The organism is Butyrivibrio sp. X503 (assembly GCF_003625475.1).
GTDB lineage: Bacteria > Bacillota > Clostridia > Lachnospirales > Lachnospiraceae > Butyrivibrio.
In genome coordinates, this window is sequence record NZ_RAIQ01000003.1 from 281,414 (window position 1) to 307,965 (window position 26,552).

The 26,552-nt window shown below is 43.6% G+C and carries 19 protein-coding genes; all 19 read right to left on the minus strand.

All coding sequences use genetic code 11. The features are described from left to right. Nucleotides 1-53: 53 nt before the first annotated feature. On the minus strand, nt 54-968 hold the full coding sequence (locus tag D6853_RS06715; protein WP_120657263.1) for a helix-turn-helix transcriptional regulator: 915 nt from the start codon (nt 966-968) through the stop codon (nt 54-56). A 16-nt stretch (nt 969-984) separates the two neighbouring features. Further along, complete coding sequence (locus tag D6853_RS06720; RefSeq protein ID WP_120657264.1) at nt 985-1,797, minus strand: hypothetical protein; 813 nt, start codon at nt 1,795-1,797, stop codon at nt 985-987. A gap of 33 nt (nt 1,798-1,830) precedes the next feature. Beyond that, nucleotides 1,831-2,538, minus strand: a complete 708-nt coding sequence (locus D6853_RS06725; protein WP_120657265.1) for a zinc metallopeptidase — start codon at nt 2,536-2,538, stop codon at nt 1,831-1,833. Between the two features lie 75 nt (nt 2,539-2,613). After that, on the minus strand, nt 2,614-3,579 hold the full coding sequence (fmt, locus tag D6853_RS06730) for a methionyl-tRNA formyltransferase (RefSeq protein WP_120657266.1): 966 nt from the start codon (nt 3,577-3,579) through the stop codon (nt 2,614-2,616). Beyond that, the gene (gene def, locus D6853_RS06735) at nt 3,576-4,076 is read right to left on the minus strand and encodes a peptide deformylase (protein ID WP_120657267.1); all 501 of its coding nucleotides are present in this window, start codon (nt 4,074-4,076) and stop codon (nt 3,576-3,578) included. The genes fmt and def overlap by 4 nt, the downstream gene beginning before the upstream one ends. A gap of 111 nt (nt 4,077-4,187) precedes the next feature. Beyond that, complete coding sequence (gene priA / locus D6853_RS06740; RefSeq protein ID WP_120657268.1) at nt 4,188-6,446, minus strand: replication restart helicase PriA; 2,259 nt, start codon at nt 6,444-6,446, stop codon at nt 4,188-4,190. A 44-nt stretch (nt 6,447-6,490) separates the two neighbouring features. Beyond that, complete coding sequence (locus tag D6853_RS06745) at nt 6,491-7,984, minus strand: UDP-N-acetylmuramoyl-L-alanyl-D-glutamate--2,6-diaminopimelate ligase (protein ID WP_120657269.1); 1,494 nt, start codon at nt 7,982-7,984, stop codon at nt 6,491-6,493. A gap of 284 nt (nt 7,985-8,268) precedes the next feature. Next, complete coding sequence (recJ, locus tag D6853_RS06750; protein ID WP_120657270.1) at nt 8,269-10,092, minus strand: single-stranded-DNA-specific exonuclease RecJ; 1,824 nt, start codon at nt 10,090-10,092, stop codon at nt 8,269-8,271. 111 nt (nt 10,093-10,203) lie between these two features. Next, nucleotides 10,204-12,501 (minus strand): protein translocase subunit SecD, encoded by a 2,298-nt coding sequence (gene secD, locus D6853_RS06755; protein ID WP_120657271.1) that lies wholly within the window; start codon nt 12,499-12,501, stop codon nt 10,204-10,206. 33 nt (nt 12,502-12,534) lie between these two features. Then, entirely contained in the window at nt 12,535-13,965 is a 1,431-nt protein-coding gene (gene scfB, locus D6853_RS06760) for a thioether cross-link-forming SCIFF peptide maturase (protein ID WP_120657272.1), read from the minus strand. A gap of 93 nt (nt 13,966-14,058) precedes the next feature. Next, nucleotides 14,059-14,205, minus strand: a complete 147-nt coding sequence (gene scfA, locus D6853_RS06765) for a six-cysteine ranthipeptide SCIFF (RefSeq protein WP_013281386.1) — start codon at nt 14,203-14,205, stop codon at nt 14,059-14,061. A 90-nt stretch (nt 14,206-14,295) separates the two neighbouring features. Beyond that, entirely contained in the window at nt 14,296-15,567 is a 1,272-nt protein-coding gene (locus tag D6853_RS06770) for an HlyC/CorC family transporter (protein WP_120657273.1), read from the minus strand. Between the two features lie 12 nt (nt 15,568-15,579). Continuing rightward, nucleotides 15,580-16,872 (minus strand): histidine--tRNA ligase, encoded by a 1,293-nt coding sequence (hisS, locus tag D6853_RS06775; RefSeq protein ID WP_120657274.1) that lies wholly within the window; start codon nt 16,870-16,872, stop codon nt 15,580-15,582. A gap of 71 nt (nt 16,873-16,943) precedes the next feature. Next, the gene (locus D6853_RS06780; RefSeq protein ID WP_158588686.1) at nt 16,944-18,902 is read right to left on the minus strand and encodes an EAL domain-containing protein; all 1,959 of its coding nucleotides are present in this window, start codon (nt 18,900-18,902) and stop codon (nt 16,944-16,946) included. Nucleotides 18,903-18,904: 2 nt separating this feature from the next. Beyond that, nucleotides 18,905-20,746, minus strand: a complete 1,842-nt coding sequence (locus tag D6853_RS06785) for an EAL domain-containing protein (protein WP_207667209.1) — start codon at nt 20,744-20,746, stop codon at nt 18,905-18,907. A 174-nt stretch (nt 20,747-20,920) separates the two neighbouring features. Beyond that, the gene (locus D6853_RS06790) at nt 20,921-23,116 is read right to left on the minus strand and encodes a beta-galactosidase (RefSeq protein ID WP_120657277.1); all 2,196 of its coding nucleotides are present in this window, start codon (nt 23,114-23,116) and stop codon (nt 20,921-20,923) included. A 54-nt stretch (nt 23,117-23,170) separates the two neighbouring features. Beyond that, nucleotides 23,171-24,193 (minus strand): LacI family DNA-binding transcriptional regulator, encoded by a 1,023-nt coding sequence (locus D6853_RS06795; RefSeq protein WP_120657278.1) that lies wholly within the window; start codon nt 24,191-24,193, stop codon nt 23,171-23,173. Nucleotides 24,194-24,239: 46 nt separating this feature from the next. Further along, nucleotides 24,240-25,091: a sugar ABC transporter permease gene (locus D6853_RS06800; protein WP_120657279.1), complete on the minus strand. Its 852-nt coding sequence runs from the start codon at nt 25,089-25,091 to the stop codon at nt 24,240-24,242. Continuing rightward, the gene (locus D6853_RS06805; protein WP_120657280.1) at nt 25,091-26,467 is read right to left on the minus strand and encodes a carbohydrate ABC transporter permease; all 1,377 of its coding nucleotides are present in this window, start codon (nt 26,465-26,467) and stop codon (nt 25,091-25,093) included. The genes D6853_RS06800 and D6853_RS06805 overlap by 1 nt, the downstream gene beginning before the upstream one ends. Nucleotides 26,468-26,552: the final 85 nt, after the last annotated feature.

The window sequence follows — 26,552 nt, forward strand, 5'->3', positions numbered from 1 at the left end:
CCACACATTCTTAGCAATGTACGGTGCGTTTTTTATATTGTAATATAAAGAACTTAGGTGAAATTCTCTTTATAATATCCTTCTATCGTTGGTGTATTGATCGGAGACTCATCAAAATATTTTGCCAGCGCCAACGATAATCCCACATATTCTTTGGCGGCCTTCTTATATTTCTCGTCATGATTGTCCATCCATATTTGATCATATAGCCAGCCTATATTAAATACCAATGCATATAACAACTCCTGACAAGAGTTTTTCTTTTCCAACGCAATGCCTTTTTTGCAAATATCTATAGACTTCTCATACTGTCCTCTAAGTCCAAGAGTATTCGCATAATTGAAATATATCTTCACAGCTATCATACTGTCCTTATTATCTTCAGCCTGTTCAAGATAAACATCTAGCTTTTCGAATATTTTTACAGCCATTTCGGTACAACCGATCTTATCATTCGTTATGGCTATATCATTCAAAAGATTTAACTCAGTGTCATTATATAAACGAGTTATGGAAAACTCTCCATCCTTATAATCAGGCACGGATTTCTTTAATAACCCTTCTTGGATCTCCAACATCTCTTTTGTATAGTCATAATAAGTAAGAGTTTCCAGCCTGGCAAGGAACTGCTCTTTTTCAACAGATTCTACATTTTTCAGCCCCTCTTTAAGTATTTGCATCTTCATACGAAGCTCATCATACTTCTGATTATTCAATAGATTCTCATACTCAACGTATCTGTCACCATCAACAAAGAGCCCCATATCATAAGACATTATGATCTGCTCGGGTCTTCCGCCCATCTTCTCCTGAAGCAGCCTGTAGTTATCCTCGCTTGGGAGCATCCCCTCATTTTCATATCTCTTGAGCGTAGTGATATCACAGATTCCTTCGGAAAGCTTTTCTCTTGAGAAACCCTTTTCAACTCTATGTGATTTTAATAACTTAGATTTTTTGTATACGCTCATAGCATCTTGTTCCCCATCAATTCCAGCCGAGAAGATCGTCAAATTTAAGTATTGTCTCTTCTTCCTCGCTAAGCTCTCCGGCGTATTTTTTCTTAAGCTCAAGAAGTCTTACCACACCTTTACTTTGTTTGATAAGCCTCTTATACTGCAATGCACTCTCAATATACTCAAGCTGCACCTGCTTCATCCATCTGTTCTCGGATTCACTTACCAGCTCCGAGATCAATTCACCATAATAAACAACCTTCAAATAATGATTATCATTCAGCTTTTTAAGGAAATAACCAAGCTTAAAAAGCAGATTATGATCACTGATACTTGCGATCTTATACAATAGTCCGAATTCTCTGACCGTATATAGCGAATTGTCTATATCATCAAGCTTTTTCTTGCAAGTCTGCTCAAATGCCTCCTTGTAAAAAGACACTGCGCCTTTGGTATCATTTTTCATTCGGCACAGTTCACCACTTACCTCAAGTTCGAGCTGCCTGTGAATGTTCTTGCTCCTTGTTTTTGAAATAGAGGAATACTCTTCAAGATATTGCCTTGTCTTTTCGGAATCTTCATTCTCAATGGACTCCAAAATATTTTTTCTGATATCAAGAAGTCTATGTTCCTCATCGGTCACCGTATACAAAACTCTGTTTGAGTTTTTCCCCATTCGCTCAAGGAGCGCGGACAGCATAAACTTATCAGGCAGCATTTTGCCACCTTCATATCTGTTATATGTAGATGCACTGCAAAGGCCATCACATACTTTGCTGATCGTAAGCGAGAGATTCGTTCGCTCCGTGCCAAGTATTGCCCCTATTATATTACTATCGTTCATCGCAAGCCTTATCCTTCAAGTAAGAATCAACCTTTAGTCTCTTCTTCTGCCGTTTAATAAAACAAGTCTAAGGAGCTGTACTACTGCCGATGCGGCACTTGCTACATAGGTCATTGCCGCAGCTGAAAGAACTTTTTTGGAATGACCAAGCTCTTCCTGATCGAGAATTCCGTATTCATCAAGCATCACAAGCGCTCTTCTTGAAGCATCAAACTCAACGGGGAGTGTCACTACCTGGAAAAGAACGGCAAGTGAGAATACCCAGATTCCGATCTTGATAAGAAACGGTAAGCTTAAGAACATTCCCAAAAGAAGAATGGGAATACCTGCCTTGGAACCGATACTTGCCGCAGGAACAATAGCTGTTCTTATCTTGAGCGGCAGATATCCGAACTCATGCTGACAGACGTGTCCGCACTCGTGCGCCGCTACTCCGACCGCGGCAACACTCGGTGAATCGTAAGTTGCATCCGATAAATTAACTGTTTTTGATCTTGGATCGAAATGATCCGTAAGATTGCCGGAGACATGTCTTACGCTCACATCGGTGATCCCGTTTCTACGAAGGATCTCCATGGCAACCTGAGCTCCGGTCATATTGCTTCTGCTTCTGATCCGCGCATACTTCTTGTATACTGAAGAAACTCTGCTACTTGCAACCATGCACAGGATACCCATGATTATCACCAATATATACATCGGATCAAATCCGTATCCGTAAAATCCGCGTGCGTAATACATATTATCATCTCCTTTACTCTTATGTATCTAATCTGTATCTGACAGAAAAATCATAGTCCTAAATCTTAAGACTGATCATGAAAGCCTTGTTCCTGGCGTAAGCTTATATCCCAAAAGGAAATCCTTTACCGCCATGCGCTTTTTACCTTCAAGCTGCACTTCTTTTACCGAAAGATAATCTTTGCCGGTAGAAACGATAAATGCTTCTTTGCCTGTAAATACGACCGTTCCGGGCTCTGCCCCTGTCAAAAGAGCCGTCTCATTCGAAAGCTCTTTTACCTGTGTTTCATCTAAAACATCCGCTTTCCAGATCTTGAGAAGCTTACCGTCCAGATGAGAATAAGCGCTGGGCCAAGGATTAAGGCCTCTTACAAGATTCCTGATAGAACGGGCATCCTTACCAAAGTCGATGCTGCCCATATCCTTGGATAGCTTGCCGCATTTGGTGGCAAGAGTTTCATCCTGAGGAACGGGTACAAGCTCACCCCTTTCAATCTTGGGAAGCGCTTCTACAATGAGCTCTGCGCCAAGATCCGAAAGCTTATCAAAAAGGCCTCCGCCCGTCTCGTTTTCGTCAATCGGAATCTCTCTTTGAAGGAGAATGTCTCCCGTATCCATGCCTATTGCCATCTGCATGATGGTAACACCTGTTGTAGCTTCGCCGTCAATTATTGACTGCTGGATAGGTGCGGCTCCTCTGTATTTCGGAAGAAGAGAAGCATGAATATTGACGCAGCCGAATTTCGGGATGTCCAGTATCTCTTTTGAAAGAATCTGTCCGAATGCGGCTACAACATAGATATCCGCCTCTATTCCTTTAAGGTAAGCGACGTTATCGGCCTCTTTTATCTTAACGGGCTGAAATACAGGAATATCGTGCTTTATAGCGCAGTCCTTTACGTCCGAAATCTGAAGCTCACCGCTTCTTCCCTTGGGCTTATCGGGCTGAGTCACAACAAGAACAACGTCGTGGCCCGCATCTATTATCTTTTCAAGAGCTGCCCTCGCAAAATCGGGCGTACCCATAAAAACTATCTTCATTCCTGTGCTTCCTCATTCTGTGCGATCAGATCCTCGTTATTAACAAGCTCGCCTTCTACCTTTTCAACATACATATGTCCGTCGAGGTGATCGTTCTCATGAAGAATGGCTCTTGCAAAAAGCTCCTCGCCTTCTACCACAAATTCCTCGCCGTCAAGATTGGTCGCCTTAGCCTTAACGTAATTGGGTCTTGTAACGATTCCGGATTTGCCGGGAACTGAAAGACATCCTTCGTAACCGGTCTGTTCTCCGCTTGTCTCAAGGATCTCGGGATTTATGAATACCATTGGTGAATCCCCTTCGGGTGAAACATCGATAACAAAAATTCTCTTAAGAACTCCGACCTGAGGAGCGGCAAGTCCCACGCCGTCAGCCTCATACATGGTATCTATCATATCTTGTACAAGCTCTTTGATCCTTGGTGTGATCTCTTTTACTTCTTTGCAACGGCGTGCAAGTACTTCATCGCCGAATTCTCTTATTGTTCTAAGTGCCATTTAGGCCTCCTTCTATCTATACTTATTGTGTTCCTGCTTATTATAAAACTTAAACCCCACTATTATCAAATACTTTTGATAACAGCAGGGTTATTATATCATTACTTCTTATCAGTATCCGTTTACGGGATCAAAGTCAAATTGAACCGAAATATCTTTTAGCTTGCCGGCGTCGCTTAATTCTCTTACAAAGCGTTCCAGGCTGTCCTTAAGCTCAACCAGTTTCTCGTAGTCATCGAGTTTAACGTACAAGGCTATCCTGTATACATCGTTTATCTTACCAACCGAAGCAAAGGCAGGTCCGATAAACACAGCGTTTTTGATCTTTTGCTGTTCCATAAGAGCGCGGAGCCTGTTCGCAAACTGCATACCTCTTTCTTCGCCGGCGCTCTGCACCTGAACGCACATCATATGCGAGATCGGAGGGTATCTTAAAATATCCCTGTACGCGATCTCCTCTTCATAGAAAGCCTTGTAATCCTGCTTGGACGCAGTGATTATGCTGTAGTGCTCAGGCTGATAGCTCTGAATGATGACGTTGCCGGGCTTTTCTCCTCTTCCCGCTCTTCCCGCAGCCTGAGTAAGAAGCTGGAAAGTACGCTCACTTGCCCTGTAATCCGAGGCATAGAGCGACATGTCGGCTGCCAGGATTCCAACTAAAGTTACATCAGGGAAATCATGTCCTTTTACGATCATCTGTGTTCCCACAAGAACATCGGCCTCCTTGTTGGCAAAAGCCGACAATATCTTTTCATAGCTTCCCTTAGTCCTCGTCGTATCGGCGTCCATTCTAAGGACTTTTGCCTCGGGCCAGAACTTTTTGACCTCGTCCTCTATCTGCTGCGTGCCCGCTCTGAACGAAGACACGAACTTGGAGCCGCACTTGGGACAGATCTTCTTGGCAGGCTCCTCGTAGCCGCAGTAGTGGCAGACAAGGCGTCCTCCTCTGTGCTCCGAGAGCGCAACATCGCAGTGAGGGCACTTAAATACATGACCGCAAGCCCTGCAGGAAATAAAGCCCGCGTAGCCTCTTCTGTTGATAAAGAGCATCACCTGCTCTTTTCTTGAAAGTCTGTCTTCTATAAGCTCCTGCAATCTTATTGAAAAGATAGAGCGATTGCCTTTTCGAAGCTCCTCTCTTAGATCCGCGATCTCTACAAACGGAAGTGTCCCGCCCGTAAGTCTTTTATTAAGCTCAAAGAGCTTGTACTGACCGTTCCGTGCCTTGTAATAGGAATCAAGAGAAGGTGTCGCGGAACCAAGGACAACACTTGCTCCGTCCGGCACAAGCCTTGCCAGTTCTATGGCTGTCTCCCTTGCGTGATATTTGGGCATTGTTTCGCTCTTATAAGTCGTCTCATGTTCCTCGTCGATAATTATTATTCCGAGGTTGGAAAACGGGGTAAAAAGAGCCGATCTCGGGCCTATGATTATATCTATATCTCCGGTCCTTGCTCTCTCCATCTGATCGAATTTCTCGCCCGGAGACATTGATGAATTCACGACGGATACTCTGTCTCCGAAATGCCTGTAGAAGCGCATCAAAGTCTGATATGTGAGCGCGATCTCAGGAATGAGCACTATCGCCTGCTTACCTCTTTTGATCACATCATCTATAAGTGCGATATATACCTCGGTCTTTCCGCTACCCGTGATCCCGTGGATAAGGTAGGTATCTCTTTTGCCCTCGTCATAATCCTTGGAAAAAGAGCTTACAACAGCCTGCTGCTCATCGCTCAAGGTCTTTTTCCCATATCTGTCGGAAGAAGCCGCAATGGGATTTCTGTAATACTCCTCGCTCTCTATCTTGATGATTCCCTTATCGGAAAGAGCCTTAAGAGTCGCCGATGTAACGCCGAGCTTACCCGTTATAAGCTCATAAGGTATTCTGTCTTCGGGGTTATCAAGGAGCTCTTTTATTATCCTCTCTCTTGCGGACTGCTTCTTTCGAACGCACTCATAGTAGTATTCCGTTGCTTCTCTTAAAGGAAGGCGCAGCGAAACATACTTATGGACCTGTCTGTTTTGCTTCTTGGAAGAAGGAAGAACCGTTCGAAGCGCAGCGATCATGGTCGATCCGTAGTGATGCTTCATCCATGCGGCTAGTCTTATCGAGATATCCTGCGCGGAGATGTTGTCTTTAACTATCCCCTCTATTTCTTTGATCTTTGCAGGGTCCCAATCCGCTTCGTCGGTAAAAGAAATAACGTAACCCTTTCTTCTGGTATTTCCCCTTCCGAAAGGCACATAAACAGGATCCCCGATGTCGATACCGCTTCGTAAGCTTTCGGGAACCCTGTACTGAAAAGGCCTGTCGACCTTCTCGTGAGATATATCTATTATGACGTTTGCATACTCACATGCTGTCAAAAAAACTCTCCTTTTATCCTGTATGATAAGTGATCTAAAGCCGATCACTTATCACTGTTTTCTTTTAGTATATCAGCAATGAGATCTCTTTCATCCATGGGATATTTAACTCCCTTGATCTCCTGATAATCCTCATGTCCCTTACCAGCAAGCACGATGATATCTCCGTGCTCTCCGTTGTTTATCGCATAACGGATCGCTTCTTTTCTGTCCTCGATCATGATGTATTTACCGTCAGTCTTGTTCATTCCGGTCTCAATGTCCTTCATGATATCAAGAGGCTCCTCAAATCTCGGATTATCGGATGTGATGATCGTAAAGTCCGCGTACTTGCCGCTTACTTCTCCCATCTCGAAACGACGGAGCTTACTTCTGTTACCACCGCAGCCAAAGACACTAATAAGTCTGTTGGGATGATAATCCTTGAGCGTTGAAAGAAGGCTCTTAAGCGCCATTGCATTGTGCGCGTAGTCGATCATAAGAGTAAAGTCATCGGATACCTTGACCATCTCTATACGACCCTTAACCTTGGCCTCTTTAAGCGCTTTCGCTATCTGCTCATCATTGCAACCAAGATGCTTGGCAACCGCGATCGCACAAAGAGCGTTGTACACACTGAATTTACCGGGAGTTCTGACTTCGGCGTGCATGTTTATGATACCTTCCGTATCAAAAAATACTCCGAGTTCGCCGGGCTTATGAATATAAGCAAGGTTGATCGCTCTGATATCAACACCTTCGGAAAATCCGTAGGTCATAGCCTCACATGTATGATCCTTCAAAATATCCTCAACATGCGGATCGTCGCCGTTTAATATGCCCATCTTACACTGCTTGAACAAAAGGCTCTTGCAGTGAAGATAATCCTCAAAATCCTTGTGCTCGTTTGGTCCGATATGATCGGGCTCGATATTAGTAAAGATGCCTATATCAAAGATAAAGCCCTGGCTTCTGTGAAGCATAAGTCCCTGTGAAGATACTTCCATAACCACGCTGTCACAGCCCGCTTTAACCATCCTATCCATATATTCCTGAAGATTATAGGACTCAGGTGTCGTATTCTCTGCATGAATGTGCTCATCGCCTATGATTACTTCGATCGTTCCGATAAGACCGACCTTGTGCCCGGCGTTCTCAAGCATGCTCTTTATGAGATAAGTTGTTGTAGTCTTACCTTTGGTTCCCGTGATACCTATAGTTGTGAGCTTATCTGCGGGATGTCCGAAATATGCTGCCGAGATAAACGCCATTGCGTATCTGGTATCGTCCACTCTTACTACTGCCATCTTACAATCTTCCGGAAGATCGACATCATGTTCTGCAACGATCGCCGCTGCTTTTTTTTCATAAGCTTCTTTGGCACATGAATGTCCGTCAAAATTGGCTCCTTTTATGCAAATAAAAAGTGAACCTTCTTCGATTTTTCTGTTGTCATTAACAACGTTTTTTATCTCAATCGCCGATGGATCAAGGGTTTTTGATGAATTCCCCTCAGTGACCTGTGACTTAATATCACTTATCAATTCACTTAATTTCATAATAAAGCCTCCGTTTTTTAAATTAAAATTATTCTAATTAACCAATTATTTTAATACTTATTTTAGTTAAAAAAGATTAATTCTAATTTTTATAGATTCTTCACATTTTGTTCATATTTTTACGGTATTATAATAATCAAGAAGTAAGTAATCCAATTACTTACTATCTCCCCCTCATAAGAAACCGCAGACACACGCTTCGCGTGTGTTTTTGTGGTTTATGGGGTATTTTCTTTTTCCGGAGTCTTTTTCAAGGGCCGGAAACCGCGCCCACAGGCGCTTACTTACGTGAAATCCTCCATAATTATCTGCAGACTCTCTCTTCCCATATAGGAATTGATATCGGGGTGATAAGCTATGCTCACCTTGACCATACCGTCTTCTCTACCATTATTATACAAGTCATCAAGTATGCTCTGTCCATATCTTTCAGTTAGGAAATCGTGCCATCTTTCCATATCCCCGAAATACATCATATCGTATATCCTGCCACCGTCGGTAACTCTGTACTTACCGCAGTTCTTGTTCTTTCCGAGTATTCTTCCCGATAATAAAGACACATCCTTCTGCGCAAAAGAAGGCTTGGGATTGCCCGTTCCAAACGGTTCAAGCTTCTTAAACTCCTTTACAAGGTCCATACTTGCAGCGTTTAGCGGCATCACCATATCAAGATGAAGTATCGGCTCGAAGTCCTTATCCTCAAGCTTGCAATCTGCGTTGAGCCTTTCTCTTAATACATCTATATTCTCAACGGGAAGCGATAAGCCCGCCGCCATCTTGTGTCCTCCGAACTTGGTAAAGAGCTCCTTGCACGCAGAAAGTCCCTCATACATATCATAATTCTCAACAGATCTTCCCGATCCTTTGGCTCCTCCGTCGAGGGCCTTGGTCAGTATGATCGTGGGTCTGTTGTACTTTTCTTTTATTCTTCCTGCGATAATTCCCGCAATAGATTCATGAACATCGGGCATATATAGAACTATAACCTTTGGAAGTCCGCTTTTATCCGCAGCTTCCTGTACAATAGAAATCGCTTCGTCCACTCCGTTCTTGGTCTTGTCCTTACGACTGTCATTGAGACTCTTAAGATCGCCGGCTATCACTGCAGCCTTTGCTCTGTCTTTTTCCATGAAAAGAGAAAGCGCTCTGTTTGCTAGATCGAGTCTGCCCGTAGCGTTAAGGCAGGGACCTATGATAAAGCCGTAGTGATATCCCGAAAGGCTTGAAGCATCAAGCCCGTTGACGTTGATAAGAGCCTGAAGTCCCGCATTATGCGTATCCTTAATAAGCTTAAGCGACTGCTTCACTATAACTCTGTTCTCATCCTTAAGCTCCATAACATCGCAGACCGTAGCTATTCCCGCAAAGATCATCATCTCGGTAAAAAAGTCTGTTCTCTGCTCATCCGTAACTTCCGCTTCGGTACTTATATCAGAAAGCACCTGAAGGAATTTATAGGCTACGACAGCTCCGCAGATTTCATTAAACGGATACTCTCCCTCCGCTCTCTTTGGGTCTATAACGGCATCTGCGGGCGGAAGAAGCTGAGCCTTTTCGCCGTTTTCGTTTTCTTCAAACGGAACTTCATGATGATCCGTCACGACAACGGTCATTCCTTTTTCTTTGGCATGTGCGATCTGCTCGGAAGCGGCGATTCCGTTGTCACAAGTAATTATCGTATCTACGCCGGCATCAAATGCATCATCCACAAGCTTGACACTGAGTCCATATCCGTCCTTGATCCTGTCGGGAAGGACACAGTCCGCATCTGCCCCAAAAAGCAAAAGCCCCGATAAAAGAATATATGAAGAACAGATACCGTCGACGTCATAGTCTCCGATAACTCGTATCTTGGCACCTTCCCTGATCTTATCAAGGATGATCTGTGCGCCCTTCTCCATATCCGCCATTAGTCTTGGATCATGCAGGAACGAAGGTCCTGCGTTAAGATAATTGTTTACTGTCTCGGAAGTGCAATCGATGTCTTCCGTCGCTTTAGAATTTATAAGTCTGTTGGCAATAAGTCTTGCCGTAATATTGCTTATATTAAATTCACGTGCCAATCCGTCGAAATCCGCTTTCTTATTGGCAATCATCCATTTCGCCATGAAGTATACCCCTGCTCAAACTTAATTCATTATGAACAGTATAACACTGTTTGGTATGAAAAAACCGCCTGAAACTTTTATCAAGTCTCAGGCGGCTTATTATAATTCTTATCAGTTCTTCTTAGCGAAGAATGTCTTGAACTTAGTCTTAAGGTCAAACCACATCGGTGAAGCGATGAAGATTGATGAATATGTACCGCAGATTACACCTACCATAAGAGGAAGAGCGAACATCTTGATATCCGCTACACCAAAGATGTAAAGAGCAAGGACTGTGAAGAAGGTTGTAGCCGATGTGAACAAGCTTCGTGTGATAGTCTGTGACACACTGTTATTAACAAGCTGAGCCATTTCCTTCTTACCTGTTGCGATGTGCAGGTTCTCACGGATACGGTCGAAAGTAACGATGGTATCGTTGATCGAATATCCGATGATTGTAAGAACAACCGCGATGAAGGTGTTACCTACGGAAATTCTTGAAATAGCATATGCAACAACTACTATAAGTGCATCGTGCGCAAGAGCTATGATAGCGGCTGCACCGAACTTGATATCCTTAAATCTGAACCAGATATAAATAAGCATAAGGACGAGTGCTATAAGAAGTGACTTAACAGCATCTACTCTCATCTCGCTGCTTATCGTTGAGCTGATCGTCTCTGCTGCAATGTTCTCTGCTGCTATACCGTATTTTTCTGCAAACATCTGCTCAACAGCTTTTCTCTGATCGACATCCATTGTCGATGTCTTGAAGATAACCTGGTTGGTTCCGGAAACTCTCTGGTGAAGAACCTCCTTAACTCCTGAGGCTTCCTTGATAGCAGGAATTATATCATTCTCAATCTCTGCAACGGTATACTCTTTATCAAATGTAACGTTTGTAGATGTACCGCCCACAAAGTCAAGGCTGTAGTTAAATGCGCCCTTACCCTGTGATGAGTTAACTGCCATAAATGCGATACCGATCGCGATAACAATGCAAGAGATCGCATAGAAGAGCTTTCTCTTTCCAACGAAATCAAATACCTTAACAGGCTTAGCCTTGCCGTAAAGAACAGGGCTCTGAAGTCCGAGTCCGTAGAAAATGTTGGTAATTACTCTTGTTACAACAAGTGCTGTGAACATTGAAAGGATGATACCAAGCATAAGAGTCTCGGCAAATCCCTTGATAGGTCCCGTACCGCCTGCTCTAAGAACTATAGCAACAATAAGTGTTGTGATGTTACCGTCAAGGATTGATGAAAGAGCCTTGTGATATCCGCTCTTTCTTGCTTCATCTACAGCCTTACCGGATGCAATTTCCTCTCTGATTCTTGCAAATACAAGAACGTTGGCGTCAACCGCCATACCGATTGAAAGGATGATACCGGCAATACCGGGAAGTGTAAGTGTAATATCAAATGCGGAAAGTAAGAATACTATAAGTCCGCTGTAGAAACCAAGTGCAAGCGTAGCTGAAAGACCGAGTATTCTGAAGAATACGATCATAAAGATTGCGATAAGCGCAAATCCTACAGCTGCAGCAATAAGTGATGTGTTGATAGCTTCAGATCCAAGCTGCGCACCTACAACGTTTGAACGGAGCTCTTTAAGCTCAAGCTTAAGTCCACCGATACGAATCATTGAAGCAAGGTTCTGTGCCGCGTCAAATGTCTTCTCACCTGTGATGATTGCCTTACCGTCTGTAAGAGCAGCCTGAACAGCGGGAACACTTATAAATCTTCCGTCATAATAGATACCGATAGTATCTTTATTGTTGTTGAATGCCTTGGTTGTAGCATCGGCAAAAGCCTGCTTGCCGGCCTCATCAAACTCAAGAGAAACAACAGGCTCCGAATTACCGTACTGATCCTGCTGAGCCTTAACCTCAGATACTACTACATTCTCACCCTTAAGAATAATAGAACCGTCAGCATCAAGCTCTTCAATAGTCTTGTTGAGCTGATAACCGGGCATTACACCCTCTTCAAGCACCATGTTGCCATCTTCATCAGTTGTGATACCTGAATGATATGTATAGTTCTCGTTGCCGTCCTTATCAAGGTGAGCTATGAAATAAAGCTTACCGGGCTGTCCGAGATCCTTAAGGATAGTATTGGCATCCGATACACCGGGTATCTCGATGTTGATTCTGTTTGAACCTTCCTGATATACCTGTGCCTCTGTGCTGTAATTATCTACACGCTGCTGGAGCTTGTAGATTGTGTCCTTCATATCCTCTTTGTCCGGATTCTGTTCTCCATCAACTTCGTAAGTGATACTTACACCACCTGCGAGATCGAGACCCAAGTCAATACTGGACAATGATCCTGACTTATCCGCACCAAGTCCGAATACTGCTGAATAACCGATTCCCCCTAAAAGAGCTAACATAATGATCAGCGCAGGAATCCACTTTAAGCGTTTCATTATAATATTCCTCCCATAAAATAATTGCTATTGTTATTCGGCTAAAGCCGCTTTTATCATAATCGCACACTCAATTCGCTTCCTCTGAAGCTCACATCCGTGCTTATATGTTGCATTGATATCCCCGTTGAAATTATATGCGTTGGCAGCACAACCGCCGCTGCAATAATATCTGGCAAAACATTTTTCACACTCGGGTCTTGAATAAACATTGCTCTTCTTGAATTTATCGCGAATGTCATCCCTTGTAATACCGTCGTATACATTACCCATGATGAAGTCTTCGTTACCCACAAACTGATGGCAGGGATAAAGATCTCCCCATGGTGTCACTCCCAAATACTCACATCCCGAACCGCAGCCCGATAATCTCTTGGCTACGCAGGGACCTCCCTCAAGATCTATATTGAAGTGGAAGAAGTTAAATCCTTTTCCTTCCTTGTGTCTCTCAATATAGTACTTGGCAAGCTTGTCATACTCATCACAGATGATCGGAATATCCTCATCCTTGAATGAATACCAATCTTCAGGCTTAGCCACAACCGGCTCAACCGAGATCTGCTTGAAACCAAGCTCCACGAGATGCTTAACATCCTCTGAAAAATCGAGGTTGTTATGAGTAAATGTACCTCTTACGAAATAACGAAGCTGGTGCCTGCTCTCCGCAACCTTTTGATACTTGGGAACTATGTCATCATAGCAGCCCTGACCGCCTCGTCTTGGACGCATGGCATCATTTACTTCTTTCCTTCCGTCAATGGAAAGAACTATATTGCCCATTTCCTTATTGACGAACTTAAGTATATCATCATTAAGAAGTGTACCGTTGGTTGTAAGCGTAAATCGGAAGTTCTTGTCATATTCTTTCTCAAGACTGCGACCGTACTCAACAAGCTTTTTGACTACTTCCCAGTTCATAAGAGGCTCTCCGCCGAAGAAGTCCACCTCAAGGTTTCTGCGACCTCCCGAATTCTTAACAAGGAAATCAAGCGCCGCCTTTCCGACCTCTTCACTCATAAGAGCTTTCCTGCCGTGATACTCGCCTTCATCCGCAAAACAGTACTTGCATCTTAAGTTGCAATCATGAGCAATATTAAGGCATAACGCCTTAACTACCGTCTCTCTGTTCTGGAAATCCTCCACATAGTTCTCATATACATCATCTGTATAAAGAACCTGCGAAGAGCGAAGCTCTAACAGTTCCTCAATCGCTTCCTTAATATCATCCTCGGAATATCTTGATGAAATATCCGTATTATTCAATATATCAGTATAAAGAGAATCCTTAAGCTCCTTAGAAACTTCCGTCTCATCTTCGGGGGCTGCCGCTGTCCCGAATCTAGCCTTAAGCTTCTCCTCTATGACCGTAACAAGATCAAAAACTACATCATCAACAACATGTACAGATCCGCTGTTAACATCAAGAACAATGTTGTAGCCGTTGTTCCTATATGCGTGAATCATAAAATCTCCTAGTTCCCACACCGGTAAGCGCAAACATAGGGCAGCGACCTAGGCCGCTGCCCGTTAAACGTCTACCTGATAAATCTTTGCAAATTATTTGCTAAGCTGCTCGCAGCTCTGATTTCCTACTGTGCAGGAAGTCTTGCAAGCTGACTGGCATGATGTCTGGCACTCGCCGCATCCGCCCTTTTTCATAGACTCTTTAAGATTTCTTGTAACCAAAGACTTAACGTGCTTCATTATATTTATGCCTCCTACTTGAAAACGTATCATACAATATCGTTTTTCGAGTTTATTAGTCGTCCTAGTATACCATATATTTTGGAATTATTAAAGCGTTTCTTCTTCCTTGGGCTTATTTACCACAAGAAGAACCTTTGTGATACGATTTCTCTTGATACCGCGCGCCGTGAGCGTTATACCGTTGTCCAAAGTGGCGGTCTCACCGTACCTCGGAAGTCTGTCGAGGTTCTCGATCATAAGTCCTCCGATGGAATCATAGTCCTCCGAAGAAAGCTCGGTTCCGAGCGCATCATTGATATCCGTAAGCTTCATATTGCCCTCAACCAGATATCTGTTGCCGCCAAGATCCTTGATAAGCTCAGCTTCGTCGAGATCGTACTCATCTCTGATCTCTCCGACAATCTCCTCAAGAAGATCCTCAAGCGTGATCATTCCGACCGTCGTTCCGTATTCAGACAATACGAAAGCAACGTTCTGGGTCTTTTCTCTCATTTCCATCAAAAGATCCGCAGTCTTTTTATACTCATATGTGTAATAAGCTTTTCTTAAATGATCTTTTATCTTGAAATTCTCTTTATCCTTGATAAGAATAAGATCCTTTACATTTATAAGACCGATGACATTATCCTGATCCGTGCCGTCATACACAGGAATTCTGGTGTACATATCTTCTTTAAAGGCCCTCATGACCTCATTATAGTCGGCATCCGAGCTTACACAGCTCATATCGATCCTAGGGATCATAATGTCTTTGGCCAGAGCATCGCTGAAATCAAATACGTTGTAGATGATCTCTTTCTCGCCGCTTTCTATGACGCCGTCCTCATGGCTTACGTCAACGTAGGTCTTGAGCTCATTCTCTGTCATAGACTGTCTGCTTGTCGTATCAATTCTAAAGAGCTTAAGTATTGCCGTAGCGATTCCGTTGATAACAAAGGAAAACGGCTTCATAACAGCCATTACAAAAATAATGCTGCCGGCGTACCAAAGTGCCATATTCTCCGCATAAGCCGTAGCAACCGTCTTGGGGATTATCTCGCCAAGAATAAGAACGACAAGCGTAAGTATTCCGGTTCCTATTCCAATCGCAAAGCTTCCGAAAAGATCCGTCACAAACACTGTTGCAAGCGCCGAAGCACTTAAGTTAACGATGTTGTTGCCTATTAAGATCGCAGAAAGCATCTTCTGCGTATCTTCGCATATTCCAAGAACCTTGCCGGCTCTTTTGTTTCCTTCGTCAAGAAGCGCTTTGATCTTGACTTTGTTCACGGTCATGTAAGCTGTCTCCGCCGATGAAAAAAAGGCAGATAAAAGAATCAGCAAGATCAGTATAATGACCCTGATAACATGAATATTCAAATAGAATCCTCCTTATCCGATAGGATTGCTGTAGAACTCTTCAAACTCTTCGTATCCCTGCTCTGTAAGCTGCTGCTTCTGGAATTTCTTGTTCTTGTTCATACGAACAACAAGCACCTGCTTTCCTGCAGCTCTGTCCTTCTGTGCCTTGGAAATGATCTCCTGAAGCTTCTCTCCGCGAATTCCTTTTTCAATAAGGAATGCCACTTTGGAGCTCTCGCCGGGAATCTTAAAGCCTTCATCCATCATGATCATGATGATACGCTCAAATCCGATTGAGAATCCGCATGCAGGTGTATCCTGTCCGAGGAACTTTCCTACCATCTTGTCATATCTTCCGCCACCGCCGCAGCTTCCGCCGTACTGAGGCATTGATACTTCAAATATAGTACCTGTATAATAGCTCATTCCACGCACAAGTGTGGGATCGAATACCATTTCAAACTGCGCAGCCTTAGTGCCCTCTACGCTGTTAATTATCTCTTTCAGACCTTCTCTTACATCTTCCTCAAGGAAGTCACCGAGCTTATCCGCAAGGATGCCGATCGCTTCTACGCCGCTTTTTCCTTCGATGATCTTAAATAGCTCAGTATACTTATCAATCTTCTCGATATCTTTGGCATCGGATGAAATCTCTCCGCCGCCAAGGTACTTCTTAAGCTCTTCCTCAACGCCTTCAAGACCGATCTTGTCCATCTTATCCAAGATAATGAAAACATCGTCGTACTGATCCTCTGTAAATCCGCTGTAAGCAGCCATAGCCTTTAAGATCCTTCTGTCGTTGATACGGATCTTGAAATCCTTAAAGCCGAGTCTTCCGAGTGTGGTTGTAGTAGCAAGAATAAGCTCTATCTCAGCCAGATTGGATGCCTCACCCAGGATATCTATGTCGCACTGCATGAACTGACGATATCTTCCCTTCTGAGGTCTGTCGGCTCTCCAAACATTTCCCATCTGAAGTGCCTTGAAAGGAGCCGGAAGCTCATTGGCGTGATTGGCATAAAAACGAACAAGGGGAACCGTAAGGTCATAGCGAAGACCTGAATCCGTAAGATCGTTCTCTTCCTTAGCCTCTGCAAGATTGAGTTTCTCTCCGCGCTTCATTACTTTGAAGATGAGCTTTTCGTTCTCGCCGCCCTGCTTACTGTTGAGGTTGGCAAGTGACTCTACGCAGGGAGTCTCTATAGATGTAAATCCAAATTCAGCATAAGTTTTCTTGATGATACCTATGCAATAATCTCTTAGTTTCATTTCTGAAGGGAGTATATCCTTCATTCCGGTAACGGGTTTTTTAATAAGTGCCATTTCTAACCTTCCTTATCGTATAATCAAGCATAAATTTTACACTTATAAACAAACCTTTGCAATGTTTTTAATCATGAGAAATTATGCTCTTTCAAGAATTCGATGAACTGCGCCTCGGGCATGGGTCTGGCATAGAAGAACCCTTGTATGTGATCGCAGCCAAGTCGTATTAGCTGCTTGGCCTGTTCACCTGTCTCAACTCCCTCAGCTACTATTTCTTTTCCGAGGGACTTAATTATCTTAATCATATTGATCATAACCATATATGATACTTCCGATTCAAACGCAGCCTGAACAATGCTCTTATCAAGTTTAAAGAGATTGACTGGCACAGTTGCGATCCTTGAAACGTTGGAATATCCGCTTCCGAAATCATCCATGGAAAAAGCAATTCCGGCATCCGTAAGCTTCTTGACATTATCGTCTACTACAGACGTGATCTCTTTTTCCCAGGTCTCGGTGATCTCAAAGTTGATCTTATCGGTACCTATGCGGTATTTCTTCAAAGTACTAAGGACACTGTCCGCAAGGTTGGTCTGAATACAGTCAACTACGGAGAGATTGACTTCGACATACTTAATGCCAAGATCAAGAACATTAGTCGCTGCAAGCATTTCGCAGACTGAGCTCAGTACAAATCTGTCTATTCCGAGAACAGTTCCGTTTCTCTCCGCGATCGGTATAAAGATGGCGGGAGAAATAAATCCGAATTGATGATCGCGCAGCCTTATAAGCGCTTCGCAGGTATCGAATCTACCTGTTATCGGAGAATAAATAGGCTGATAATATACCTCCAAGAGCCCATTTTCTACGGCTCTTCTTACTATACCGTCAATCTTTTTATCATGCTCCGCGTACTTAAGATTAAGATCGGAAACGCGCAGAACTTCCCTATTCTGGCGGATAAGCACCTTTTTCATCTCATCTTTTACTTCTCTGTACTTATCCATATCGCCGACTTCATCGGGAAAACCTATCGCAAAAGGACTCTCGGTAAATCTGACGTCATCGCCCTTTAATTTCCACGGATCCTTAAATCTTCTTCTTATCTGTTCCGCAAGTCCCTCTATCACTTCATCTTCTGGATTGATCTCATCCATGAGCATAATAAACATTCCCTCTTCCGGATAGAAAAGCGATGCATCGGGATATATTCTCTTAAGATAAGTTGCGATCTGTCTCAAGAGATTGGATGAAGCTTCAACGGATTCGCTTCCGATGATCTCGGGCAGTCTGTCTATATTGATACCGAATACGGTAAATCTCTTCTTCTGCAAAAGATTGGTATAAACAGCAAAATTAAGCGCATTTCTGGTTCCCGTTCCGGATGTCTTTTCAATGAATTCGCTCGGATTCTGGAACGTATAAACGCAAAGCAAAAGCGCAAGGGATGTGCTGAATTCAAACACCGAATACGAACCGAAAACTATCTTGAGCGGTATTCCCGCCGCCATCATAAGGTAATAGGTTGTAAGCGCGATGGCTTTTTCACTGCTGACGGTCTTGTAATATCTGTATATAAGATACGCAGCAAATACGAGATACAACGCCATGGAAATATTAACAGCGCCGGAAAACATAGTTGTGAAATGCATATTTCCTTTGGCATCAAAGTAAAAGACATTTCTGGTAAACAAAGCAGAGAATGTGGAGATCACGGAACATGTCGAAGGAATAAAGATAACTACCGCCTTCCACCACTTATCCAGCTCAATCCTAAAGATCGTCAAAAGATAGCACATGGAAACGATTGATATTACATACATCCCTGCCTTCTCAAGAACCGACAAAAAGCAATTAAAGTTGTAGCTAATAAGTGTCTTGGCCCAATCGGAGGCTATCCATAGATTATGCAGACCACCGACAATATTGACCATAAGCACGTAAAAAATGAGCATGCCGAATATACGTCTCTGCCTGCCGTAATAAACCTCTTCCGAAGAATGGATGATAAGTGTTATCACGCCAAGAACAATGGACGCCATGTTCATGCATATATTAAAATTGTGAGGTCTGAAAATTTCTTCCATCGTCATCCCTTTTCAAAATACTCATCTATAAATCTCACATAAGAGCTGTCACTCATGGGCACTCCGAGATAATCTCCGATAAGGAAATCACACCCGAGCTTCTCCGCCATCTCTTTTTCCTCCTTGGATCTGATATCACAGGCGCATACAAAGATGCTGATATCATGGAAGAGATTGACTATGCCCTGCGCAAGCTTGTACATCTGCTCAGAGCCTATGGCGTTTCTTATAACTTCGGGCGAGATGTTAACCTGCATGATCGGGAGAGATATTATCTTGGAAAGATTGCCGTAGCCGCTTCCGAACCTGTCCACGATTATCGAGATCTTGAGGTCTTCGAGCATCCTTATGTTTCTCTCCGCTATTGTATTCATGGTTGTCAGGCAGGTCTCGGACAGTTTGAGACTGATCCAGGACGGCTCCGCCTTTTCTTCCCTCAGGATCCTCTTAACTCTTCTTACGAAGTCGTTTCTCGAAATCTCTCCCTGGCACATTCCTACAACAGCTCTGTATTTACCGTTCTTATCGCCGCCGTTCCAGAATGCAAGCGACCTAGCCGCCATCCTAAGCACGTACTCGTCGGTATCCATTATCGTCTGTGTAGTTCCGATATCCGGAATATGATTTCTCACATCGATCTCATTTCCGTTCTTGTCGTAGAAAAAGCAGATGGAATCCGCATTGTAATTGATCTTATAAATCTTGGACAAAAGAGGCTGGAACTTAACCACCGCTTTCTTGGCGTCAAGGTTCTCCCTTGCAAGGAAATCGTAGTCCTTAAGAAGCATCTTTTCACCGTGATCCAATGTATCAATGTCCACAAAAACATCACCAAGCTCCGCAATCTCTTCCGTGATAACATCAACCTTGGTCATAAGCTCCGCGACGCTCTTATAGTGCTCCGGATAATTCATAACAAAGCAGTGTCCGTCAATCTTTATTGTCATTCCCGATACGTCAAAAGACTTTTCCGTCCTCTTTGCAAGCGCCTTTGCAAGCTCTTTTGCCTTCTTTTCATTATCTGAATGAACCATGATCGCAAAAACATAATCGGAAAATCTGTAGGTATAGGTTGTAAGTCTGATCTCTTTTCTTCCAGCGCGTTTAAGATAATCCGCTATCTTTTTGAGAACCGCCTGAGCCTGCGAATAACCGATCTCTGAGCTTAATGCTCTCACGTTGTCGATCGAAACAAAAACCGTATAATACGGGATATTTCTTTTTATCTTAAGATCAAGGCCTTCAAAAAAGGCTTTTCTGTTGAGGATATTGAGATTCTCATCAACGAGTTCTCCGGGATTTTGAAGCGTTATAAATACAAGTGCAACACTGATCGCACTGTAGAAATTTTCGATAAGAATATCGGGATTAAAGTACTGGAAAATGATTCCGAAAAGGGTTAGTCCGACATAGGCAAGCACTATCACCTTGGTCTTTAATCTCATCAGCTTATCGTATTTAAGCACAAGCGCTATTCCAAAGCCCATGTAATAAAACGCGATGAGATAGAACATTATGATAAGGCTGTCTCTTTGATACAGACCCTCTTTGGTGTAATGGAAAAGAATCGGATGGATCCAGTTGACAATGACAAGCAACGTTCCAAGGAAAAATCCGAAGTAAAGCGCAAAAAATCCCTTGATCGTCTTTATGTCAAAAAAAATATCAAGAACCGACATGATATACAAAAGATAGCTGATACCTGTTCCCAGATGCGCAAGGAAATACACCGATCCGCATATCATCTCAAACGGATTATACCAAGGCGCGTCAATGGGATGGAGCTGCAGTGTAGACTCAATACACTCTGATATCGTAGCCATGCACGCAGCAAAAAAAAGCAACGAGTAAGCCCTCTGCCTGTAAGCTGGAACCCGCCTTCTCGACAGAGAGGTTATTGCTACCGTTGCTAAAGTACACAAGGCGCAGATATCAAAGTAGTAGTTATAAAGCATGCTTTGTCCTCGACACTTAAAGCATTTAAAAGCTAAAATACGTTACCAATATTATACTTCTTTTTAGTCAATATTGATACGATATTGAGCAAATAATTCTATACTCTCGAGCCTGCACGCAAAGCCCTTATCCTTATTCATTTCGGGCCACTCCTGAAGATAGATCTTATCGTCCTTATTTAAAGGCTTAATATCTATCTCAAAAGCAGCACAGCCGTTATCGCCCATGAATCTGTCGAGACCGACCTCCCACTTCTGACCCGTATAGAAGTTGTCGGCTATGATCTCACCGTCTTTTTTGATGACCGCGCTGTCTCCGGCGTAAGCTATGTGCATGAAAAGCTCGTTCATATGCGGCATCTTACCGCTAACCTTTATGTGTCCTTCTCCGTCTTCAAAGGAAAAAGATACTTCGCCGTCATTTACATATTTATCCTTGCACTCATATAACGCAAATGCATCTCCGTCTGCAAAAGTGCCGGATACATTGCATTTTTTGTCCAGCAAAAAGCTTCCCTGAGTCTTCTTAAGCTCGGGATACGCCCTGAATGAAGGCTTTTTGTTTTCGCCCTTGGCCACATCAAAATAAAGCTGCAGTTTGCCGTCTGCTGCCGCAACAGGCATAGCCTCCGAGATCAAAAGATGCTCTTTGCCACCGATCTTAACTTTAGAAGAAGCCAGCGCCTCGTTCCTTGTAAGGACAATGATCTTGTTTCCTTCGGTATCGCCTTCAATGTCAAAAGAAACTTCTCTGTCTGTATCCGTATAAAAAACGTATGCCTTATGGTCTTTGCCGTCTACATTGTTAATAATGCAAAGTGGTGTAGCGTCGATCGTGATAAGCGCATTGTCACCTACAGGCATTCCGAACGGATAAAAGAAAAAGTCACCGTCCGCGATATCTCTTTTAGCAAAAGAAGCAAGCTCGGTTCCGTCCTCTTTGTACGCAGTCGGAGCGATATCCTTGTGAAGTGCCATCTTATATCGTCTTTGATAATTATTCACAAAAAGATATCCGCTGTTATACGCATTTCCTTTGGAATCTTTTCTCTTTTTGTATCTTACGGAAGTTCTTAGGTCGGTAAGATTACCGGGCTTAAGAGGATTGCCGGGCTGCTCCGTGTAAGGCATGTCACAAAGATCATCGCCGAAATCATGTATAAAGCTTGCGATCATCCTGACTTCTCTGTAGGTATCCTCCATCTGACCGTACTCTCTAAGGGGAGCATTAAAGTCATAGGAATATGCGGGAAGATCGTTGGGGTAGCCTGATTCTCTCGTCTCCTGAAGCGTTGTAAGCTTACCCTTGGGATTGGTTCCGCCATGGTACATATAATATCCCAGGAGATTAGCTCCGCAACCTATCTTGGTCATCGTCATTGCAGCTGTATCAAGCCCCTTGGCGATAGGTCTTCTGTGATGAGTAACCTGAAGTCCGCCTCCAAGCTCAGCCGTTAAGAACGGGAATTTATCCTGATCGAACGTGATGCCGACGCCGAGTCCGTAGTCGGATCCTATATTATGATCGTTTCTCTCTCTTGTGAATATATAGTTGCCGCTTGGCTCGATCTCGGTAAGTCTTTGATCCCACGGAGCCTCACAGTAACCGCCCATAACAGGCACCATTCCGCCTGTTACCGCGCCGCCCCAGCCGGTTGCCGTATATAAAGGCGCATCAAAACCAATCTCCAAAGCCATAGACTTAAGAGTCTTCATGTGCTGCTCGCCTTCTTCGCCGGTCTTACCGCCGCAGTGGCCGTATTCGTTTTCTATCTGGATACCGATAACGGGACCGTTGTCCTTGATAAAAAGACCCTTCGCCTGTTCATAGGTATTTTCATAAAAAGCTCTTACATGTTCAAGATACCTTGGATTATCGGTTCTTACTTCGTAGCCGTTTTCTTCTCCGTCCTTTAAAAGCCAGTCGGGAAAGCCGCCGTTTCTTGCTTCGCCGTGCGCCCAAGGACCTATCCTTAAGATGCTGTAAAGGCCGCACTTCTTAACGGTCTCGAGGAAATCCCTAAGGCACCTGTCGCCCGTAAAATCAAATTCACCATGAATCTCTTCATGATGGATCCAAATGACATAAAGCGAAACTATATCTATCCCGCCCGCTTTCATCTTGAGAAGTTCCTGCTCCCAATACTTCTTGGTACATCTTGAAAAATGCATCTCACCCATCATGGGATACCAGCGCTTTCCGTCAACCAAAATGCTTATCGGGTCAAAAGATATCTTGGAGTCTTTATCTATATGCATACAAAAAACCTCATTATCAAATGAAACTATAGGCTTATTAGCCTTATCTTTTTGTTATTCTGTCTCTGTACTCTTACGGATCATTATCTCGTGGTTTTTGAGCATCTGACCGGACACCTTCTCACCTTCGATCGATCTTATAAGCGAAGATGCCGTAACTGCTCCCAGGTTCCTGTCGTTAAACCGCAGCGCAGTAACAGGAGGCCTTGAATTTTCCAAAAAAGTGCTGTCGTAAAAAGATGCAATCTTAATATCTTCGGGAATCCGAACGCCTGCTTCCGCGCACTTTGTGAGCACTTCCCCGACAAAGCCGTCGTCCATGCAGACAATTCCGTCCACATCCTTGTTCAAAATATCTTTTATCGCATCATCGAGCTTGGATGTATTCTCGATATCAAGATACACCGCCCCCTCGTCGATCTTAAGCCCAAGCTTCTCGTGTGCATCACGAAATGCCTTAAACCTTGTTCTTGTGATTATATGATTCTTGGAGCCTCCGATAAGAGCCAGCCTCTTAAGTCCTTTTCCCAAAAGAAATTCAACAAGCTCGACGCAAGCATCATAATTATCGTTATCTATCCAAAGTACATCCTGATAATTAGTGCTTCCGACAACCACAAAAGGAACCCCGCGCTCCTTAAGATACACTGCAGGAACATCGTCAACAAGAGTTCTTGTGAGAATGGCTCCGTCAACCTTGTGGTTTTCAACTATTCTCTTTAGCCCCGTAATGTTGTCGTCCGCCGCCATCGTGAGCATGATGTCGTAGCCGTAGTTAGCCGCGATCTCAGCTATACCTACAATCAGTTTTTGGAAAAAGGGAATCTCCATAGCGCTGTAATCATCGGGCCAGACAACAGCGAGATTGTAAGTTCGCTGTTTACCCGAATGCCTTTGACCTGCAAGCGCCTTGGCCGTCATATTGGGCTCGTAGTTATTCTTTTCCACATAATCCATCACCTTGTCCTTGGTCCCGGAGCCTATCCTTCCTTTTCCCGAGATGGCTCTTGAGACCGTCGTCTTGGAGATTCCAAGTGCATTGGCGATGTCAGATATCGTGATCTTTTTTCCGGACATATTGTTACCTCGTGGGGGACGAAGCATGTGCACAAGCTCTGTTACATCAGCCCTTTACAGCACCGCCCGTAACACCTTCAACATAGTACTTCTGAAGGAACATAAACAACAAAGTTACAGGAACTGATATTAGTACGCCACCGGCGCAGAATCTTGTGAAATAACCCTGGTAGTCATTGGTCCATACCCATCTTGTCATCGCAACCGCTACGTTGTAGCTCGGATCATGTCCGAAAGCTACATAAGAAGCAAATACGTAGTCGCACCAAGGTGCCATAAATGCTACCAATGCGGTGTAGATAATGATGGGCTTGATTATAGGAAGGATCATGGAAACGAAGATCCTTGCTCTTGATGCTCCGTCAATCCTTGCGGCTTCATCAAGCGCCTTCGGAATAGTATCAAAAAAGCCTTTGCAGACATAATACTGCATTCCGGAGCTTGCTATAGATACAAGGATAAGTCCGGGAACCGCACCTTCCTGAGTGAGTCCGAACTGCTTTAAAAGGAAGTACAGACATATCATGGTAAGGAAGCCGGGGAACATTCCGAGTATAAGCCAGAATTTCATGAGGAATGTACGTCCCGTAAATCTCATTCTTGAAAGCGCATAGCTTACACAGAGAATGATGATAGTCTGGAAGAGTGCCACAAAAAACGCGATAATAAGCGTATTGGCATACCATCTTACATAATTGGTCTCTCCCGAAAACAGGAATTTATAGTTATCAAGCGAAAATGATTTAGGCACAAGATAGTTGACCATTCCGCCGTATTCTGTGGCATAGCTTCTGAAGCTCTGAAGCACAAGTCCCACAAACGGGAACAGCCATATGATGCTTATGATTATTAGGACCGCATAGGTCACTGCATTTTCGATCGCTCTTTTCTTTTTCATTATTGGAATCCCTCCTCATCACGTACAGACGGAAGCCTGTTGTAAACAGATAACATAACCACGGCGGTAACGATAAATACCATGATTCCTATTACGGCTGCCATCTTGTAATTGGTCTCGTTTACGGTCATCTTATAAAGCCATGTAACAAGAAGATCCGTATTGCCCGCGTTGCCCTTAAGACTCATGGACTGCGGTCTTCCCTGAGTGAGAAGATAGATTACGTTAAAGTTATTGAGGTTACCCGTAAACTGGGTAAGCAGATAAGGACCTGTTACAAACATCATGTATGGAAGCGTGATACGCCTAAACATCTGCCATCCGCTGGCTCCGTCTATCCTTGCGCTCTCATAAAGGTCCTCGGGGATATTCATGAGAATACCCGTAGTGATAAGCATCATGTAAGGAATTCCGATCCAGATATTTACTACCAGGATAGTTATCCTTGCAAGCATCGGATCCGCCCAGAACGGAATATAGCTCTTTATGAGTCCCCATTTAATGAGGTATCCGTTTATAAGTCCGTCGGGTGCAAACAATCTCATGATGTACAAAAGAGATACGAACTGCGGAACGGCAATGGTAAGTACTAGGATCGTTCTCCACAGTTTTTTGAATTTGATTCCTTTTTTATTGATGAGCATTGCAACTCCAAGTCCGAGGAAATAGTCAACGAACGTTGCGAGGAATGCCCACACAAGTGTCCATGCCAAAACTCTTACGAAAGTAGAGCCCATTCCCTGAGTTCCGAAGGATAAGATATTCTTAAAGTTATCAAGTCCTACCCAGGTAAAAAGATTGGATGGCGATTGATGATTCTTGTCGTAGTTGGTAAACGCGACGAGGATCATAAATGCTATGGGAAGCACTGTAAACACAAAAATTCCCGTCACCGGAATGGCGAGAAGTGTCTTATGGAAATTCTCATCAAAAAGAGACATGAAGACGGCTTTATTCGTAGGAAGAGTCTTTCCTTCTTTGAGTAAAAGCTCCTCTTTGCGATTCTCTTTTACATTCAGATACCAGATAGCTATCAGCGCCATAACCGCAAACACGCTAAGGACACCGAACAGCAGGATAAGAAAACTGTTGTCTCCGTATACTGTCTTTCTTCCAACCTTATGTGTCAAAGTCGTTCCGAGAGTAGTTATCTTGGAAAGATATCCCCATCCAAAGGCTGCCATGTATACGATGAACAAAACCTCGCATAACAAAAGCGTCACCCCTATGAGGATCTGCCCTCTGAGGATCGGACCCAGACCAAATATAAAGTATGACAATCTGGTCTTTATATCCCCTTCTTTAAAAGTAGTTCCTATCTCCCTTAACCCTGAAAGAAGCGCGTTCTTTTTCTTTTCCTTGGTACCCCGTGCCATATTCAGCTCCTTTTCTTTTAATTGCTCTAAATTATTATATAGGCTCGGAAACATTACGAATCCGAGCCCACATAGTCTTTTTATC

Coding starts and splice junctions, on each gene's coding strand:
- D6853_RS06745 (WP_120657269.1), bottom strand. CDS start 7,984: ATGAAATTAAGTGAATTGATAAGTGATATTAAGTCACAGGTCACTGAG.
- scfA (WP_013281386.1), bottom strand. CDS start 14,205: ATGAAGCACGTTAAGTCTTTGGTTACAAGAAATCTTAAAGAGTCTATG.
- D6853_RS06800 (WP_120657279.1), bottom strand. CDS start 25,091: ATGAAAAAGAAAAGAGCGATCGAAAATGCAGTGACCTATGCGGTCCTA.
- def (WP_120657267.1), bottom strand. CDS start 4,076: ATGGCACTTAGAACAATAAGAGAATTCGGCGATGAAGTACTTGCACGC.
- D6853_RS06715 (WP_120657263.1), bottom strand. CDS start 968: ATGAGCGTATACAAAAAATCTAAGTTATTAAAATCACATAGAGTTGAA.
- D6853_RS06780 (WP_158588686.1), bottom strand. CDS start 18,902: ATGGAAGAAATTTTCAGACCTCACAATTTTAATATATGCATGAACATG.
- D6853_RS06725 (WP_120657265.1), bottom strand. CDS start 2,538: ATGTATTACGCACGCGGATTTTACGGATACGGATTTGATCCGATGTAT.
- fmt (WP_120657266.1), bottom strand. CDS start 3,579: ATGAAGATAGTTTTTATGGGTACGCCCGATTTTGCGAGGGCAGCTCTT.
- scfB (WP_120657272.1), bottom strand. CDS start 13,965: ATGATTCACGCATATAGGAACAACGGCTACAACATTGTTCTTGATGTT.
- D6853_RS06720 (WP_120657264.1), bottom strand. CDS start 1,797: ATGAACGATAGTAATATAATAGGGGCAATACTTGGCACGGAGCGAACG.
- secD (WP_120657271.1), bottom strand. CDS start 12,501: ATGAAACGCTTAAAGTGGATTCCTGCGCTGATCATTATGTTAGCTCTT.
- D6853_RS06805 (WP_120657280.1), bottom strand. CDS start 26,467: ATGGCACGGGGTACCAAGGAAAAGAAAAAGAACGCGCTTCTTTCAGGG.
- D6853_RS06795 (WP_120657278.1), bottom strand. CDS start 24,193: ATGTCCGGAAAAAAGATCACGATATCTGACATCGCCAATGCACTTGGA.
- D6853_RS06790 (WP_120657277.1), bottom strand. CDS start 23,116: ATGCATATAGATAAAGACTCCAAGATATCTTTTGACCCGATAAGCATT.
- recJ (WP_120657270.1), bottom strand. CDS start 10,092: ATGGCGAAATGGATGATTGCCAATAAGAAAGCGGATTTCGACGGATTG.
- hisS (WP_120657274.1), bottom strand. CDS start 16,872: ATGGCACTTATTAAAAAACCCGTTACCGGAATGAAGGATATACTCCCT.